Source organism: Rhodococcus sp. P4_B6 (assembly GCF_056402215.1).
The window spans coordinates 107,414-123,640 of sequence record NZ_JBFUHV010000007.1 but is presented as its reverse complement, the minus strand read 5'-3'; the positions used below and the strand labels follow the sequence as shown (position 1 = coordinate 123,640).

At 69.5% G+C, this 16,227-nt stretch carries 16 protein-coding genes; 3 read left to right on the top strand and 13 right to left on the bottom strand.

Annotation, left to right across the window (positions count from 1 at the left end; genetic code table 11):
* Positions 1–22: 22 nt before the first annotated feature.
* Together AC1DWT_RS05340 and AC1DWT_RS05335 are read right to left on the bottom strand one after the other, a co-directional pair.
* Positions 23–991, bottom strand: coding sequence for a HAMP domain-containing sensor histidine kinase (locus AC1DWT_RS05340; RefSeq protein WP_477919965.1), 969 nt, complete (start codon positions 989–991; stop codon positions 23–25).
* 23 nt (positions 992–1,014) lie between these two features.
* Complete coding sequence (locus AC1DWT_RS05335) at positions 1,015–1,701, bottom strand: response regulator transcription factor (RefSeq protein ID WP_206014858.1); 687 nt, start codon at positions 1,699–1,701, stop codon at positions 1,015–1,017.
* Between the two features lie 258 nt (positions 1,702–1,959).
* Here AC1DWT_RS05335 and AC1DWT_RS05330 point away from each other — a divergent pair, with 258 nt between their 5' ends.
* The gene (locus tag AC1DWT_RS05330; RefSeq protein WP_477919963.1) at positions 1,960–2,505 is read left to right on the top strand and encodes a hypothetical protein; all 546 of its coding nucleotides are present in this window, start codon (positions 1,960–1,962) and stop codon (positions 2,503–2,505) included.
* A 22-nt stretch (positions 2,506–2,527) separates the two neighbouring features.
* Positions 2,528–2,797, top strand: coding sequence for a hypothetical protein (locus AC1DWT_RS05325; RefSeq protein WP_072944717.1), 270 nt, complete (start codon positions 2,528–2,530; stop codon positions 2,795–2,797).
* Here the strand turns inward: AC1DWT_RS05325 and AC1DWT_RS05320 are convergent.
* Complete coding sequence (locus AC1DWT_RS05320) at positions 2,794–5,067, bottom strand: ATP-dependent DNA ligase (protein ID WP_477919961.1); 2,274 nt, start codon at positions 5,065–5,067, stop codon at positions 2,794–2,796. The genes AC1DWT_RS05325 and AC1DWT_RS05320 overlap by 4 nt on opposite strands.
* Before the next feature lie 88 nt (positions 5,068–5,155).
* Here AC1DWT_RS05320 and AC1DWT_RS05315 point away from each other — a divergent pair, with 88 nt between their 5' ends.
* Complete coding sequence (locus tag AC1DWT_RS05315; protein WP_378677511.1) at positions 5,156–6,070, top strand: ABC transporter substrate-binding protein; 915 nt, start codon at positions 5,156–5,158, stop codon at positions 6,068–6,070.
* Here the strand turns inward: AC1DWT_RS05315 and AC1DWT_RS05310 are convergent, their stop codons facing one another.
* The 10 genes from AC1DWT_RS05310 to AC1DWT_RS05265 all read right to left on the bottom strand — a co-directional run bounded on the left by AC1DWT_RS05310 (position 6,071) and on the right by AC1DWT_RS05265 (position 16,109).
* Complete coding sequence (locus AC1DWT_RS05310; RefSeq protein ID WP_072944723.1) at positions 6,071–6,502, bottom strand: type II toxin-antitoxin system Rv0910 family toxin; 432 nt, start codon at positions 6,500–6,502, stop codon at positions 6,071–6,073.
* A gap of 72 nt (positions 6,503–6,574) precedes the next feature.
* The gene (locus tag AC1DWT_RS05305; RefSeq protein WP_072944725.1) at positions 6,575–8,209 is read right to left on the bottom strand and encodes a solute symporter family protein; all 1,635 of its coding nucleotides are present in this window, start codon (positions 8,207–8,209) and stop codon (positions 6,575–6,577) included.
* On the bottom strand, positions 8,206–8,568 hold the full coding sequence (locus AC1DWT_RS05300; protein ID WP_072944727.1) for a DUF485 domain-containing protein: 363 nt from the start codon (positions 8,566–8,568) through the stop codon (positions 8,206–8,208). Before AC1DWT_RS05300 ends, AC1DWT_RS05305 begins: the two co-directional genes overlap by 4 nt.
* A gap of 184 nt (positions 8,569–8,752) precedes the next feature.
* The gene (locus tag AC1DWT_RS05295; protein WP_072944729.1) at positions 8,753–10,510 is read right to left on the bottom strand and encodes a sodium/solute symporter; all 1,758 of its coding nucleotides are present in this window, start codon (positions 10,508–10,510) and stop codon (positions 8,753–8,755) included.
* Positions 10,511–10,517: 7 nt separating this feature from the next.
* The gene (locus AC1DWT_RS05290; protein WP_477919957.1) at positions 10,518–10,877 is read right to left on the bottom strand and encodes a hypothetical protein; all 360 of its coding nucleotides are present in this window, start codon (positions 10,875–10,877) and stop codon (positions 10,518–10,520) included.
* The gene (locus AC1DWT_RS05285; RefSeq protein ID WP_477919955.1) at positions 10,874–11,668 is read right to left on the bottom strand and encodes a LytR/AlgR family response regulator transcription factor; all 795 of its coding nucleotides are present in this window, start codon (positions 11,666–11,668) and stop codon (positions 10,874–10,876) included. The genes AC1DWT_RS05290 and AC1DWT_RS05285 overlap by 4 nt, the downstream gene beginning before the upstream one ends.
* Positions 11,669–11,701: 33 nt before the next feature.
* A complete protein-coding gene (locus AC1DWT_RS05280; RefSeq protein WP_095863401.1) occupies positions 11,702–12,910 on the bottom strand; it encodes a sensor histidine kinase in 1,209 nt (402 codons plus the stop codon).
* Positions 12,911–12,932: 22 nt separating this feature from the next.
* On the bottom strand, positions 12,933–14,198 hold the full coding sequence (locus AC1DWT_RS05275; RefSeq protein WP_477919953.1) for a lipase family protein: 1,266 nt from the start codon (positions 14,196–14,198) through the stop codon (positions 12,933–12,935).
* Positions 14,195–15,811: a Na+/H+ antiporter gene (locus AC1DWT_RS05270; RefSeq protein ID WP_072944891.1), complete on the bottom strand. Its 1,617-nt coding sequence runs from the start codon at positions 15,809–15,811 to the stop codon at positions 14,195–14,197. Before AC1DWT_RS05270 ends, AC1DWT_RS05275 begins: the two co-directional genes overlap by 4 nt.
* 106 nt (positions 15,812–15,917) lie before the next feature.
* Entirely contained in the window at positions 15,918–16,109 is a 192-nt protein-coding gene (locus tag AC1DWT_RS05265) for an antitoxin (protein WP_015888853.1), read from the bottom strand.
* Positions 16,110–16,227: the final 118 nt, after the last annotated feature.

Below are 16,227 nucleotides of genomic sequence, written 5' to 3'. Positions count from 1 at the left end.
CGTCCCGGTTGTGAAGCTGTGGTCAGGCGGCGGGCAGACTCACCCGGATGCAGCAGCCCCCGGCCATGTCGAGAACCTCGATGTGGCCGTCGTGGAGATCCACCGCCCAGCGGGCGATGGCGAGGCCGAGTCCGGTCCCGCCGTCGGTGGAGCCACCGCGGGTGAACCGCTCGAACACCCGGGACCGCTCGCCGGGTGCGATACCGGGGCCGTCGTCCTCCACTTCGAGAACCACGCCGCCGGCGTCCGGCCGGGCACGGACCACCACCTCGGTCCTGGCGGGGCCGTGCCGGAACGCGTTGTCCACCAGGTTCGCCACCACCTGGTGCAGTCGCGCGGTATCGGCGTCGGCGCGCAGGTGGGGCGGCTGCACGTCGACGGTCACCCGCCGGGGGTCCTCCGACTGCCGCACCACGTCGTCGAGGAACTCGCGGACCGGAAATATCTCCCGCTCGAGTTGCACCGCACCGCCTTCCACCCTCGACAGGTCCAGCAATTCGGCGACGAGGCGGCCGAGCCGCTCGGTCTGATCGAGCGCCACCCGCATCCGGGCCGGGTCGGGCTCCTCCACCCCGTCGACGACGTTCTCGAGCAGTGCCTGCAGAGCGGAGATCGGGGTGCGCAGTTCGTGCGAGACGTTGCCGATCAGTTCGCGGCGATAGCGGTCGGCGGCCTCGAGATCCTCGGCCATCTGGTTGAACGCGCGGGCCAGTTCCCCGATCTCGTCCCGCGACGTCGACCGCACGCGGCGCGAATAGTCGCCGGTCGCCATCGCACGGGCGGCGGCCGTCATCGACCGCAGCGGAGACGTCATGCCGTGCGCGAGGATCTGCGTCACGGCCAGCGACACCAGCAGCGCCAGGACGAGCGCGTACCGGAACGGCCAGCGAGCGGTCACCCAGAACATCAGCGACGCGAAGAACAGCGCGGCCACCACGAGAAGACCGGTCTTCACCTTGAACGATCGCAGCGGGTCGAGAGGTCGGGGCATCCTGTCCAGGATCCGGCCCGCGGTCACCGCTGCACGTCCAGGGCGTAACCGACGCCGTGCACGGTGCGGATCAGGTCGCCGCCGAGTTTCCGGCGCAGTGCCTTCACGTGACTGTCGACGGTCCGGCTACCCGCGCCGTCGCCCCACCCCCATACCTCGGCGAGAAGCGATTCCCGGGCAATCGCCGCCCGCGGCCGGGAAGCGAAATAGGCGAGCAGGTCGAATTCTGTTCGTGTCAGATGAATTTCGTCGGCTCCGCGCCGGACGCGACGCTCGACGAGGTCCACCTCGAGGTCGCCGACCGCCAGTCCAGCCGGTTCGGCGGGCACGGTCTCGTGGGCGCGATCGGCCCGTCGCAGCAGTGCGTGCACCCGCGCCACCAGCACCCGCATGCTGAACGGTTTGCTCAGGTAGTCGTCGGCGCCCACGCCGAGCCCGATCAGCATGTCGGTCTCGTCGGCGCGCGCGGTGAGCATCAGCACCGGCACGGGCCGCGACGTCTGGACGCGCCGGCAGACCTCGAGACCGTCGAAACCCGGCAGCATCACGTCCAGCACCAGCACGTCCGGCGACGAGGCCTCACACACCGCGACAGCGGCAGGACCGTCGGACGCCGTCACGACATCGAAGCCTTCCGCACGCAACCGCGCCGCGACCGCCTCGCAGATCGTCGCCTCGTCGTCGACGACGAGCACTCTTCGCTGGCTCATTCCCCGACTGTATTGCGCGCACGTGTGGATCCCGGTCAGAGCCTGTGAAGATTCTGTGCAGGTTTGCCCGCGGTTCCGCGGCGGGGTGAGAGATGCGCACCCTGGGGTGCCTGTCGAAAGTCTCCCGTCCGGCGCAAGGTTGGTCTATCGGCCCAGCTAGACACCCCAATCCATCGGAGGTACCCCATCGTCCACACCGCAGCCCGCATCGCGATCGGCGCAACCGCCGCCCTCACGTTCTCCGTCGCAGGAGCCGCAGTGATCGTTCTTGCCGGTGGACATACCGAGGGGGCTCCGACCCCGAGCTCGGAGGGCGCCGTCTCGCAGCAGCAACCGGCTCCGGCGATCGCACCGGCCCCGAGTCGGATCGTCGTCGCAGACCCCGGCTACTCCGTAGAACCAATGGACCCCGGGTACTCGGCGGAGCCCGGCGATTCGGTCGACACCGAAACGCTCGCACCGGGACCGGGTGTCGTTCCGCCCATCGTGGCGGCACCGCCCATCGTCCGAGCACCGATCGCCCAGCAGCCGGTTGCCCAGCAGCCCATCGCCCAGCCGCCCGTCGTCGCAGACCCGCCCGTCGTCGCAGACCCGCCCGTCGTCGCAGACCCGCCCGTCGTGGTCGACCCCGTTCGCCCGCCGAAGGGTCCGTTCGAAGGTCCGGGCCAGGTCGAGCCGGGCGTGCTCGAACCCGAAACCAATCCGTTCCCCGTCGGCGGCGGCCCGAAGCCTGCCCCGCCCGCTGCCCCGCAGTCGCCCGGCGGAGTCGGCCCCGTCGACGGCGGAACCGTCGTTGGTCCCTAGATCACCGGAGGAATTTCACACCATGTCCCACATCCAGACCCGCATCGCGATCGGCGCAGGCGCGGCGTTCGTCCTCTCCGTCGTCGGCGCGGCCGGGATCGCGGTGGCAGGCGGAACTGCGCCTCCGGCCGCCGACGTGAGTGTCACCGAACAGCACCGTGACGTGGACACGGAGTCCACACCCCTCCCGGTCTTCACTCCCCCGGCGCTGAACACCCCGACGCAGGAATCGCCCGGATCGTTCGACACCGCGGCGGTGGACCCGTTCGAGCCGGCCCCCTGGCGGTATTAGGACTCCACCTCGACGTCTCCGGGTGACTTGTCGTCCCTGAGCCCACGCCAGCTGGGGTGCCGCAGTCTTCGCGAGCCGGTCCAATCCATGAACCGCACCTCCGCGACCAGGGTGGGGGTCACCCACACGGCACCCTTGCGGTCGGCGGTGGGCAGGTCTTCGACAAACGGGCTGGTGTCGGTTTCGAGCGGTCCCAGGGTGGAGGCGAGTTCCTGCAGATCCCGTTCGCTGAACCCGGTCCCGACGCGCCCGATGTAGCGCAGCCCGTCGTCTTCGGGGACGCCGAGCAGCACCGAGCCGATCCCGCTGGACCGCCCGCCCTGACCGCGGCGCCACCCGCCGATCACGGCTTCCTGTGTGCGCCAGTTCTTCACCTTGATCCAGCTCGACCCCCGCTTGCCCGGCAGGTACACGGATTCGCGGCGTTTGGCCACCACACCTTCCCACCCCTTGCCGCGGCTCTCGTCCAGGGCTTCCTGCGCGGACCCGTGCAGTTGTGGCGGAACCACCAGGTCGTCCACCTTGGCCGCCAGCGCTTCGAGGACGCGGCGCCGATCGGTGTACTTCTTGCGCAGCAACGACACTCCGTCGAGGTACAGCACGTCGAACGCGAGGAAGTGCGGCTCGTTGCCCTGCTGCAGCAGACCGAAGTTCGCGACACCCCGCTCGTCGAACGCGACCACTTCGCCGTCGAGTACCACCTCGTGGTCTTCGAGAGAGTCTGCCAGCCAACCCAATTGCGCATAGTCCTGGGTCTTGTCGTTGCCCGCGCGGCTCGTCATCTTCAGCTCGCCGCCACTGATCTCGGCGATCACCCTGATGCCGTCCCACTTCCCCTCGAACGCCCACTCGTCGGCGTCGAGGCCGTCGAGGGTGCCGGGGCTCGCGAGCATCGGCGACAACCCGCGCGGCAGCTCCGATGACCGCGACCCGCCCGGGGTCTGGTCCTTCATCAGGTGCATCAGCCACTGGTCGCCCTTCGTGCGGATCAGCGCGAACCGGCCCTCCACCTGCTCACCGTGCAACTGGACGATCACCTCGTCGTCCCGCCACTTCTCGGTGTCGTACGTCCCCGTGTCCCAGATCGTCATCTGGCCGCCCCCGTACTCGCCCTTCGGAATGTTCCCGGAGAACGTGAGGTATTCGAGCGGATGGTCCTCGGTGTGCACGGCCAGGCGATTCTCCCCCGTGGTCGTCGGCACGTTCTTCGGCACCGCCCACGACACGAGAACCCCGTCCCGTTCGAGCCGCAGGTCGTAGTGGAGACGCCGCGCGTGATGTTCCTGGATGACGAAACTGTTGCCCTCCCCCGGCCGCACCGTGTCCGGCATCGGCTCCGGTGTCCGCCCGGGATCACGCTTGCGGCGGTACTCGGCGAGGGCGGCGTCGTCCTCGAGCGGCGGATCGAGTCCGGCGAGCAGGTCGCCGTCCGACTCCCACCGTTCGAGCACCTCCTCGAACCGCAGCTGTCGTAGGTCGGGGTCGTCGAGTTCGTCCCAGCTGCGCGGCGCCGCGACGTACGGCTGGGACCGCCCGCGCAGCGAGTACGGGGCGATGGTGGTCTTGGACGGATTGTTCTGGCTCCAGTCGACGAATACCTTGCCCGCGCGCACCGCCTTGGCCATGGTGGCGGTGACGAGTTCGGGGCGCAGTTTCTCCAGTCCCGTCGCCACCTGCTTCGCGACGGTCGACGCGCCCGAACCGTCCAGCTTCCGGTCCAGCGGCACGTACAGGTGAATGCCCTTGCTGCCACTGGTGACCGGGTACGCCGTCCATCCGAGGTTCGCGACCAGGTCGCGCACGGCCCGCGCCACCTCCGCACATTCAGCGAGTCCCACCCCGGGGCCGGGGTCGAGATCGAAGACGATGCGGGTCGCCGGACCTCGATGTGAGCCGTCGAACCGCCACTGCGGCACGTGCAGTTCGAGTGCGGCCTGCTGTCCCGCCCACACGAGGGCGGCGACCGAGTTCAGCAGCGGGTAGTGCACGGAACGGTCCGAGTGCGCGAGTGCACGGCGCTCCAGCCACCCCGGTGCGGAGGCCGCGAGGTTCTTCTCGAAGAACGGCTCGCTGTCCACCCCGTTGGGCCAGCGTTTGCGGGTGGCGGGACGGTCCACGACGTGCGGGAGCATGGCGGGCGCGATCCGCGTGTAATAGTCGATGACCTCGCCCTTCGTCGTGCCCGACTCCGGGTAGAGGACCTTGCCGAGGTTGGTCAGGGACAGGCGATGTCCGTCGACCGTCAGTTGCCGAGTTCCCGCCGTGACCACGCGCACCTCCCTCCGCCAATACATACATATTGTGCGCCGCGCGGCCGCTTCGCTGGCCGGATCGCTACCCGGCAGGCAAGATGACGGGGTGCACCGAGGACCTAAGACAGCCGTCGCCGCCATATCCGCTGCACTGACATTGCTCGCCGGATCCTGCTCCACCGACACCCCGTCGGAGGTCGACGCCCGGGCCGAAGCCTCGTCGATTCCCGAAGCGTTCACCAAACTTCCGTCCACGCGGGCGGTCGGCGACTGCGCCCCGGGGAGCGGGGTCACCACGCACGACGGCGTCGTCACCATCGCCACCGACAGCCCGTCGTACCGGCCGTGGTTCGTCGACGGCGACCCGTCCAACGGCAAGGGCTACGAGGGCGCCGTGGCGCGGGAAGTGGTCGAAAAGCTCGGATACAGTCCGGACCAGGTGCAGTTCGAGACCGTCGGGTTCAACGACGCGCTGGCGCCCGGCGAGAAGAACTTCGATTTCGCGATCGACCAGTTCACGATCGTCGACACCCGGCGTGAGACGGTCGATTTCAGTTCGCCCTATTACGCCGTCACGCAGTCGGTGCTGGCGCTGAAGAACTCTCCCGCGGCGAGAGCGAAATCGCTCGCCGACCTCGCGCCGTTCCGCCTCGGGGCGCAGGTGGGATCCACGAGTTTCGACGCCATCACCCAGACCGTGCAGCCCCGCCAGGCGCCGGTCAGTTTCACCACCACCGACGACGCCAAGGCCGCCCTGGCCGCGGGCGACATCGACGCGCTGGTGGTGGACATCCCGACCGGATTTCAGATCACCGCCAACGAAGTGAAGGACAGTGTCCTCGTCGGGCAGTTCCCGCGCCCGAACGCCGTCACCGAATTCTTCGGCCTCGTACTGGAGAAGAACAGTCCACTCACCGCGTGCGTCTCGGCGGCCGTCGATTCGCTCTACGCCGACGGGACGCTGGACGCCCTTGCCGCCGAGTGGATCACCGACACCGGCGGCGCGCACGTCCTCGATTGATCAGGCGTACAGCTCGACGAACGTCTGCAGGGACTTCTCGATGTCGCCCTTCAACGCCTTCGCGACACCCGAGCCGATCGGTCCGAACAGAGGTGCGCCACCGAGTTCGATGGTGAACGCCACCTCCGACGCGCCGCCCTTCGCCTGGACGTCGAGCACCAGTCCGAGCTTCACGCCACCCTTGCCGTCACCCTTCAGAACGATGCGGTGAGGGGCGTCGTACTCCTTGATCGTCCACTTCACGCGGTTGCGGAGCCCCTTGACCGTGACGACGGAACTGATCTCGGTTCCGGCAGTGAGAGTCTCGGGCAGTTCGCCGCGCCAGCCGTCGTGGACCACGAACCACTTGTCGAAGTCCCGCAGATTCGAGGCCTTGTCCCAGGTGTCCTGGGGGCTGAGGGGAACGTCGGTCTTGACCGTGAGTTTCGCCATTGGGGCAGCCTAACGGCCCGTGAGTACTTGTTAACCGCGGGCGGTTAACAAGTACTCACGGGGCCGAAGGCCCTAGTGCGAGACGGCCTTCTCCACACCGACACCGGTGAGCGAGCGGACCTCCATCTCGGCCTGCTTGGCGGGATCCTCCGCCTTGCCGCGACCGATGTAGGTACCGGCGATGCCGAGCACGAACGCCAGCGGGATGGAGACGATGCCCGGGTTGGCGAGCGGGAAGAAGTCGAAGTCGGCGGTCGGGAACATCGACGACGGCTTACCGGACACGGCCGGGGAGAACACGATCAGCAGGAGGCAGCTGATCAGGCCGCCGTAGATGCTGAACAGGGCGCCGGTGGTGTTGAACTTCTTCCAGAACAGCGAGTACAGCAGCGTCGGCAGGTTGGCCGACGCGGCCACCGCGAAGGCGAGCGCCACCAGGAATGCGATGTTCTGGCCCATGGCGAGGATGCCGAGGACGATCGACACGAGGCCGATCACGACGACCGTGATCCGGGAGACCCGCACCTGGGACTCCTCCGACGCATGTCCGCGCTTGATGACGCTGGCGTAGATGTCGTGAGCGAACGACGCGGACGCCGTGATCGCCAGCCCCGCCACTACCGCGAGGATGGTCGCGAACGCCACCGCGGAGATGATCGCGAGGAAGATGGTGCCGCCCAGTTCGAACGCGAGCAGCGGTGCCGCCGCGTTCTCCTTGCCGGGTGCGGCGAGGATGACGTCGGGGCCGACCATCTTGGCGGCGCCGTAGCCGAGGACGAGCGTGAACAGGTAGAACGCGCCGATCAGTCCGATCGCCCAGGTGACCGAGCGGCGGGCTTCCTTGGCGGTGGGGACGGTGTAGAACCGCATCAGGACGTGCGGCAGGCCGGCGGTGCCGAGGACCAGCGCGATGCCGAGCGAGATGAAGTCGAGCTTGCTCATCGAACTGATGCCGTATTTGGCGCCGGGCGCGAGGATGTCGCGACCTGCGATCGCCTCGTTCGTAGAGCCGGCGACCGTCGCCTGGGCGTCGGCGAGCAGCTGGGAGAAGTTGCCGCGCACCGCGAACAGCACGAGGAAGAACATGACGCCTGCGCCCGCGACCAGCAGCACCGCCTTGACCATCTGCACGTAGGTGGTGCCCTTCATGCCACCGACCAGTACGTAGACGATCATCAGCACACCGACGACCGCGACGACGATTGCCTGACCGACCTTGCCGTCGATGTTCAGCAGCAGCGCGACGAGCCCGCCCGCGCCCGCCATCTGCGCAAGCAGGTAGAACAGCGAGACCACCAGAGTGGACAGCGCCGCCGCCATCCGTACCGGACGCTGCTTGAGCCGGAAGCTCAGCACGTCGGCCATCGTGAATCGGCCGGTGTTGCGCAGCAGTTCCGCGACCAGCAGCAGGGCCACCAGCCACGCGACGAGGAAGCCGACGGAGTACAGGAAGCCGTCGTAGCCGTATACCGCGATGGCGCCGGCGATGCCGAGGAACGACGCCGCCGACAGGTAGTCGCCGGCGATGGCGAAGCCGTTCTGCGGTCCGGAGAACTGGCCGCCGCCGGTGTAGAAGTCCGAGGCCTTCTTGGTGGTGCGGCTCGCGCGGATCACGATGGTCATCGTGATCACGACGAACGCCACGAAGATGGCGATGTTGAGGAGCGGGTTGCCGACGTCGGTGGCTGCGGCGAGTGTGGTGATCACTTGAGCGGTCCTTCCAGCTCTTCGCGGATCGCGGCGGAGCGGGGATCGAGTTCCCGGTTGGCGAACTTCACGTACAGCGCGGTGATCACGAACGTGGTCACGAACTGGCCGAGACCGAGGATGATGCCGAGGTTGACGTTGCCGATCACCTTGGTGGCCATGAACTCGGGGGCGTACGTGGCCAGCAGGACGTAGGCCGCGTACCAGGCGAGGAAGAATGCCGTCATCGGGAAGACGAAACTGCGCAGACGGTGTCGCAACTCCTGGAACTCCGGGCTCGCCTGCATGTCTACGAAGGCTTGCGCATCAGGGGTGCGCCGCTTCTGCGGTGCGCCCTCACTGAGATCGGCTGTGGTCACTGCAGACTCCTTGGTCGTGTGAAGTGAACTGGGTGCCGACGTTAGTGAGAGGTGAGTCACAGAAACAGGCTGTGGCGGCTGTCACACGGCGAGCTGCCGGACTGTGCGGCGAGCGGTCACCCGGCCGCGACAAGCGGCTCCGCCGCCCGTGCGCCTTTCTGGTTGCGGGAGCTACCAAAAAGGCTCACGGGGAGCGGAGCTCCCTCTCGCGGTCGGAGCCCACATCGAGCCGCTCGGGGGCGTGCATGCGGGTGAAGATCCGACTGAGGTCGACGGGTATCTGACGCTTCGTCACCTTGCTGACCAGCACCATCGTGACGAAGGCCAGCGGGACGCTGACCGCCGCCGGGTAGGCGACCATCGCGGCGGGCCAGCCGTTCCAGGCGTCGACGGTGAGACCGCCGAAAACCGACACTCCGGCCGCGCACCCGGCGACGAGCCCGCCCGTCACCATCCCGGCACCGGCCCCGACGGCGGTGAGTCCACGCCACCAGATGCCGAGGACGAGCAGCGGGCAGAGGGTCGACGCCGCGACCGCGAACACCAGCCCCACGGTGCGCGACAGGTCCAGCGACGTCACCGCCAGCGACAGCGCCAGCGGCACCGCCCCGGCGAGGACGGCGGCGATCCGGAAGTCCCGGATCCGGCCGCGCAGGACGTCGGTGCTCAGTACCCCGGCGATGCTGACGAGCAGGCCGGACGACGTGGACAGGAACGCGGCGATCGCACCGGACGCGACCAGCGCGGCGAGGAGTTGCCCGGCCCACCCGGAGAAGACGGAGCCGGGCAGCAGCAGGACCGCGGCGTCGGACGTGCCGGTGATGAGCAGTTGCGGCACGTACAGCCGCGCGAACACCCCGAGCAGTGTCGGGAACAGGTAGAAGACGCCGAGCAACCCGACCACGGCCAGCGACGTCAGCCGGGCGGCCCGCCCGTCGGGGTTGGTGTAGAACCGGACCAGCACGTGCGGCAGCCCGAGGGTGCCGAGGAAGGTGGCGAGGATCAGCGAGTACACCTGGTACATGGGGTGGTCGCCGCCGAATCCCCAGCCGGGGGCGATCCAGTCGGAGTTGTCGGCGGGTGCGCCCGCGACCACGGGAACGGGTGCCCCGGCTTCGAGGGTCATCGTGGTGCCCTCGCCGAGGTGGTGTTCGCCCGGTTCGAGCCGGATGTCGCCGGTCGCCGCGACGCCGTCGATCGTCCCCGACCCGCCGACGGTCACCGGTTCGGACACCTGCACGACGACGTCGGTGGTGATGTCGACGGTGGTCTGTTCGCTGACGGTGGGCGGTGCGGCGGCGCCCAGTTCGTGGTGGTCGGCGAAGAAGTACACCGACAGCACCAGCGCCGGGATCGCGACCGCGGTGAGTTTCAGCCAGTACTGGAAGGCCTGGACGAACGTGATGGACCGCATGCCGCCGCCGACGACGTTGGCGATGACGATGACCCCGACGACGACGGCCCCGACCCAGCTGGGCACGCCGAGCAGGATGTTCAGCGTCAGTCCTGCGCCCTGGAGTTGCGGGACGAGGTACAGGGCGCAGACGGCGGCGACGACGAGCATCGACAGGGTGCGGAGCCGGCGCGACCCGAGCCGGAACTCGGCGAAGTCGGGCACCGTGTAGGCGCCGGACCGTCGCAGCGGTGCGGCGACGAACAGCAGCAGCCCGAGGTAGCCGGCGGTGAATCCGATCGGGTACCAGAGGGCGTCCGCGCCGTATTTCGCGATCAGGCCTGCGACGCCGAGAAAGGATGCGGCGGACAGGTACTCGCCGGATATGGCGGCGGCGTTCCACCGCGGTCCGACGCTGCGGGACGCGACGAGGAAGTCGGAGGTGGTGCGCGCCAACCGCACTCCGTAGATGCCGATGGCCACCGTCGCGACCGCGGCGGCCGCGAGACCTGCCAGGGTCAGCCAGGGAATGGGTTGGTCGGTGGGCACGGGACGCTCAGTCGTCCACCAGGTCGGTGAATTCCTGCTCGTTGCGCTCGGCCTGCCGCACGTAGATCCAGCCGGTGGTGAGCAGCACCGGGTACACGAGCGCGCCGAGCACCACCCACGGCAGCCGGATTCCCAGCACCGACACGTTCGACAACGCCGGGAACAGGAACATCACGAGCGGCACCGCGCACAGCAGGCACGCCGCGAGGAGCGCCAGCCGGATCGCGAGCACGAGCTGGGTGCGGACGAGCCCGCGGATCATCGCGTCCCCGACCGCCGTCTGTTCCTGCACCTCGACGCGGGTGCGGACGATGCGCGCGCCGCGATGCTGGGCGAGGACGACCCGCACCCGCTCGGGCGAGCTCATCGCGCGGTCCACGTCTGTTTCGGCGCCCGGACCAGCCGGTCCTTGAGCATCCGGGTGTGCCTGCGGCTGACCGGCAGTTCGACGGGCGGGTGGTCGCCGTGGGCGCGGAGGCACACGACCAGACCCGTGCCGACGGTCCGGATCCCCGTGACCCGCGGCAGCGCGACGAGGTACGAGCGGTGCACCCGCAGGAACCCGGCGTCCGTCCACCGTGTCTCCAGCGCCGAGATGGGGATGCGGACGAGGTGGGAGCCGTCCGCGGTGTGCAGGCGCGCGTAGTCGCCGTCCGCTTCGACCCATTCGACGGAGGACCGGTGCACGAGGGTGGTGATGCCGCCGAGTTCGACGGGGATCACCTCGTCGGTGGGAGCGGGAGGCCCGGCGTCGATGCGCCTGCGACGCCCCTCGACGATGCGGCGCACGGACTCCGCCAGCCGCTCCTCGCGCAACGGTTTGAGGAGGTAGTCCACGGCGCCGAGGTCGAAGGCGGCGACGGCCCGGTCGTCGTGGGCGGTCACGAACACCACCTGCGGCGGCGACGCGAAGTTCGCGAGGATCCCGGCCAGCTCGAGACCGTCGAGTCCGGGCATGTTGATGTCGAGGAAGACGGCGTCGATGTCGCCGTCCCGGAGGATTCGCAACGCCGTGGTGGCGTCGCCCGCGGTCCGGATGTCGCCGACGGCGTCCTGGGCGCGCAGCAGGAACGCCAGCTCGTCGAGGGCGGGTTTCTCGTCGTCGACGGCCAGCACGGTGAGGGGTGCGTCCGGAGACCTGTCGTCAGTGTGGTTCACAACGACAGCAATCGTCGCACGGACGCTTCCCGCTCACGTCGAGATCCCCCGCCGGAACTTCGGGACGCGCATGCTCACCTTGGTGCCCGCGCCGGGCGCGGTCTCCACCACCAGTCCGTAGTCGTTGCCGAACGCGGCGCGCAGGCGGTCGTCGACGTTGGCGAGCCCGACGTGCGCCGCCTCCTTGACCCCGGACGACTCGGCCACCGCGTCCAGCGACCCCGACCGCAGCAGTTCCGGGTCCATGCCGACGCCGTCGTCCTCGACGCTGATCACGCAGTCGGTGCCCTCGTCGGCGGCGACGATGCTGACGGTGCCGCCGTCCGGTTTGGCGGCGATGCCGTGCCGCACCGCGTTCTCGACCAGCGGTTGCAGGGCGAGGAACGGCAGCACCACGTTCAGCACCTCGGGTGCCACCTGCAGTTTCACGGCGAGGGCGTCGCCGAACCGGGCGCGCTCGAGGGTGAGGTACCGGTCGATGTTGCGCAGTTCGTCGGCCAGCAGCGTGAACTCGCCCGCCGACCGGAACGAGTACCGGGTGAAGTCGGCGAATTCGAGGATCAGTTCCCGGGCGCGGTCGGGGTCGGTGCGGACGAACGACGCCACCGTGTTCAACGCGTTGTAGATGAAATGGGGGCTGATCTGCGCGCGGAGCGCCCGCACCTCGGCGCGGTCGAGGCGGGCGCGGGACGCGTCGAGGTCGGCGAGTTCGATCTGGCTGCACGCGTACCGGGCGACCTCGGTGACGGCGCCGAGCATGCCCGGTCCGGGGTCTTCGGTGGTGACGATGCCGAGCACGCCGACCACCCCGGTGGCCTCGATGAGCAGCGGCTGGGCGATCAGCGCCCGCACCGCATTGTCGCCGGTGCCCCGGACGAGGCCGCCGTAGGCGACGAGCACCCGGCGTTCCCCGTCGACGGCGCGGGCCGCCGCGTCGCGTAGTTGTTCGGTCATGGCCTCGTGCGGTCCGCTCCACGCGAGCAGGTCACCGGCGGCGTCGAAGACACCCAGCGCCTGCGCCCCGGTCAGCTGACGCAGATGCGGGGCGGCCTCGTCCGCCGACGTCTCGTCGAGCCCCCGCCGCAACGGGCGCGCCGCCAGCGACGCGGTATGCAGGGTCGTGTGGACGGCCCGCTCGGTGGGTGTCGTCAACTCGCGCCGGGCGCGCAGCCACACGGCGGTGAACGTGACGAGAGGAACGAGGACGAGCAACGCCACCACGGCGACGACGGATCCCGTCATTCGCCGGCGTCCAGTCGGGCGGTCACGGTGTTCCTCCCTCGGCGCACGTGTCCGGTGCGGGCACGCCGGCGAAGCGGTCGGCGATCCACTGCACCGCCCCGGGGACGGATCGCCCGTCCGCGTGGCCCTCCCCGGGCCGGGTGTCGAACTCGACGACGTCGCCGAGCGTGCACGCGTTGTCGACGGCCTGCGAAGTCCATTGCGGCAGAATGAGGTTGTCCCGATCCCCCACCACGACGAGCATCGGGCCGCCCGCACCGGTCTTCGGCAGCGCGATGTCCTGCAGCCACCCGCGCATGCGCTCGGCGTCGGCCGCCGTCCGCGGGCCCGTGTCGGCCGGGGTGAGCTGGGTCGCCACCGTCCACTTCTCCTGGAGTTTCGCGGCGACGCACGACAGCGTGACGTCGGGGCTGGCGGCGAGGGTGCCGCGCATGTAGTCGTCCGGGTTCAGCTCCGGGTGGATCACTTTCAGTCCCTCGAGGAGGTACGGCAGGAACATCTTCTGCGGCAACGACAGTGGTTCGACGGTCCCGTCGGCGACGATCCCCGACAGGTCGGCAGCGGGTGACAGGTTCGCCGCGCCGACGAATTCGAGGCCGTCGCCGTAGTCGCCGGCGTGCTCGGCCGCCGACCACGACGCCTGCCCGCCCTGCGACACTCCGAGCGCCGCCCAGCGCGCCGACGCGTCCGGCACCACGTTGCGCGCCGCCCGGACCGCGTCGATCAGGTCGTAGGCGGCGGTGTCCGGTTCGAGGTAGGGGTGCGGGCCGTCGGTGCCGAGACCTTGATAGTCGGTGACGGTCACGACGTAGCCGCGCTGCAGCAGCGGGCGGACGAGGTTCGTGGTGCCCAGCAGCGTCGGCGAGGACGAGGGGGCGCATTCGTCGGTGACGCCCGTGGTGCCGTGCCCGACCGTCACGACGGGCCTGCCACCGTCCGGTGCGGGGCCGCCGGGAGTGAAGACCGTGCCCACCACCTCCGCGCCGCCGCCGTCGACGCCGGACGTCGACCGGTAGACGACGCGGGTGGCCGTGGCACCGAGTGCGGTGATCGCCGGATCGATGTCGGGCACCGGCTGCCGGCTGATCAGCGCGCCCCGCTGGTCGCCCGTCGGCGCCGGGGAAACGGACGGAGAAGCGGGTGCGGCCACCGACGTCGTGGGGGGCGGGGCCGGGGAGGCCGCGTCCGTGGCGCAGGCGGTCAGCGTCAGGGGAACAGTCAGCGCCAGGGCACCGGCCAGCGCGACGACGGCGGTTCGCACCGGACGCACACCCACCTCGCACCTCATTCGCGACGTCTCCGCACCCGCTCCTCGGCTGCGGCCTCCTCCACATCGAGGCCTTCCAACACGCTACGCATCACTTCGTCGTCGAGTGTGCCCGCATCGCGGGCGGCGATGAGCGCCTCCCGCTGCGCGCGCAGGGCGGCGCGGCGGTAGTGGTCGAACAGTGCGCCTGCCCGCTGCTTCTCGGCGGCGTCCTCCGCCTCCTCGGCCTGCAGACGGGCCCGCATCGACCGCCGCACCCGGTCGAGGATGTCGGTGACCGACGCGCGGTCGACTCCCGCGGGCGGGTTCGCGGCGAATTCGACGAGCGCCCGTTCGCCCGCGTCACGTGAGATCGCGCGGGCCAGCGTCACCTGTTCCTCCTCACGCCTGCGTTCGTCGGGATCCGCAAGATCGAGGGTCCGGATCAGCAGCGGCATGGTGGCGCCCTGGATCAGCAGTGTGCCGACGGCCACGACGAACGCGATCGCCTGGATCACCTCGCGTCCCGGGAACGGCTGCCCGCTCGCGATCACCACGGGCACACCGGACGCGGCGGCGAGCGTGACCACCCCGCGCATTCCCGCCCAGGACACGACGACGCTCTCCCGCCACCCCAGTTCCACCGAGCCGCCCGGCGCTGTGATCGCCAGCCCGAGCCGGCGGCGGAGCCAGTGCAGCAGGATCCACGCCGGCCGGATCGCCATGACCACGGCGAGGACCGCGAAGCCGTAGAAGAAGACGTGGTGCACCGGTAGGCCCTGGTCGCGGACGTCGTCGATGACGAACTTCAGTTGCAGTCCCATGTAGGCGAACACGAACATCTCGAGCAGGAGGTCGACGCTCTCCCACAGCGACCGCTCCTGGATTCGGGTGGCCACGGAGGCGTCGGTGGCCTTGTGCCCCATCAGGAACCCCGCGGCGACCACCGACAGCACACCGGACGCGTGTACCTCCTCGGCGACGAGATACGCGACGAACGGGAGCATCAGCCCCAGCACCGTTTCCAGCGGTGAGTCGTACATGCGGTGACGCACCCACTCGACGATCTTCGCGAGTACCAGTCCGATGAGCACCCCGCCGACCACCTCGTAGCCGAAGAACACCACGGGAGGGACCGGGATCGTCGCCCCGACGACGGCGGAGACGGCGACGGTGAACAGGGTCAGCGCGGTCGCGTCGTTGACGAGCCCCTCGCCGGTGAGGATCGCAATTACCCGGTTCGGCAGGCCGAGCCTGCGGCCGACCGCGACGGCACTGACCGCGTCCGTCGGCGCGACGACGGCGCCGAGGACCAGCGCCGCGCCGAGCGTGAATTCGGGGACCAGCCAGTTGGCGAAGAAGGCCACCCCGACGGCGGTCACGAGAACGGTGAAGATCCCCAGCCGGAGAATCGGTGCAAGGTGGCGCCGGAACGTGGCCACCGAAAACTTCAGCGCCGCGGAATACAGCAGCGGCGGCAGCACCACCCCGAGGATGGCGTCCGGGTCCAGTTCGAGCCGCGGCATCCCGGGGATGAACGACGCCACCGACCCGATGGTCACGAGCACCAGCGGCGCCTGCAGATCGCGGCGCTTCGCGAAACTCGTCACGGCGATGGCCGCGATGATGACGAGGAGCACGAGGACGCCGTTCACGACACCGATTCTGCCGCGCCCGCCCACGATGCGCGGGTCATCTCCGAAGACCCGTGCGGGCCCCGGTCCGAGAACCGGGGCCCGCACGGGTGTGTCTGGGAAGGGTTCACTCCTTCGGGGGAACAGCCTTCTTCGCCGCGTCGGCGGCCTTGTCGATCTTGTCGCTGTACTTGCCCCCGGTCTTGCTGTCCGCGACGTCGGCGGCCTTGTCGATGGCGCCGTGAACCTTGTCCGCGTTCTGCGAAGCGGCTTCCTTCCCCTTGCCCAGCAGGCCCTTCAGTGTGTCGACGAAACTCATCGTTCTTCCTCCTTGTGCATGCGCACGCAGTGTCCGCGCGAGTTCGATCACCCGCCGTGCACCCAGTCTCACAGCATTGACTCGGCGACGCCAACCGTTCGGATCGTCGCGAGCGGTA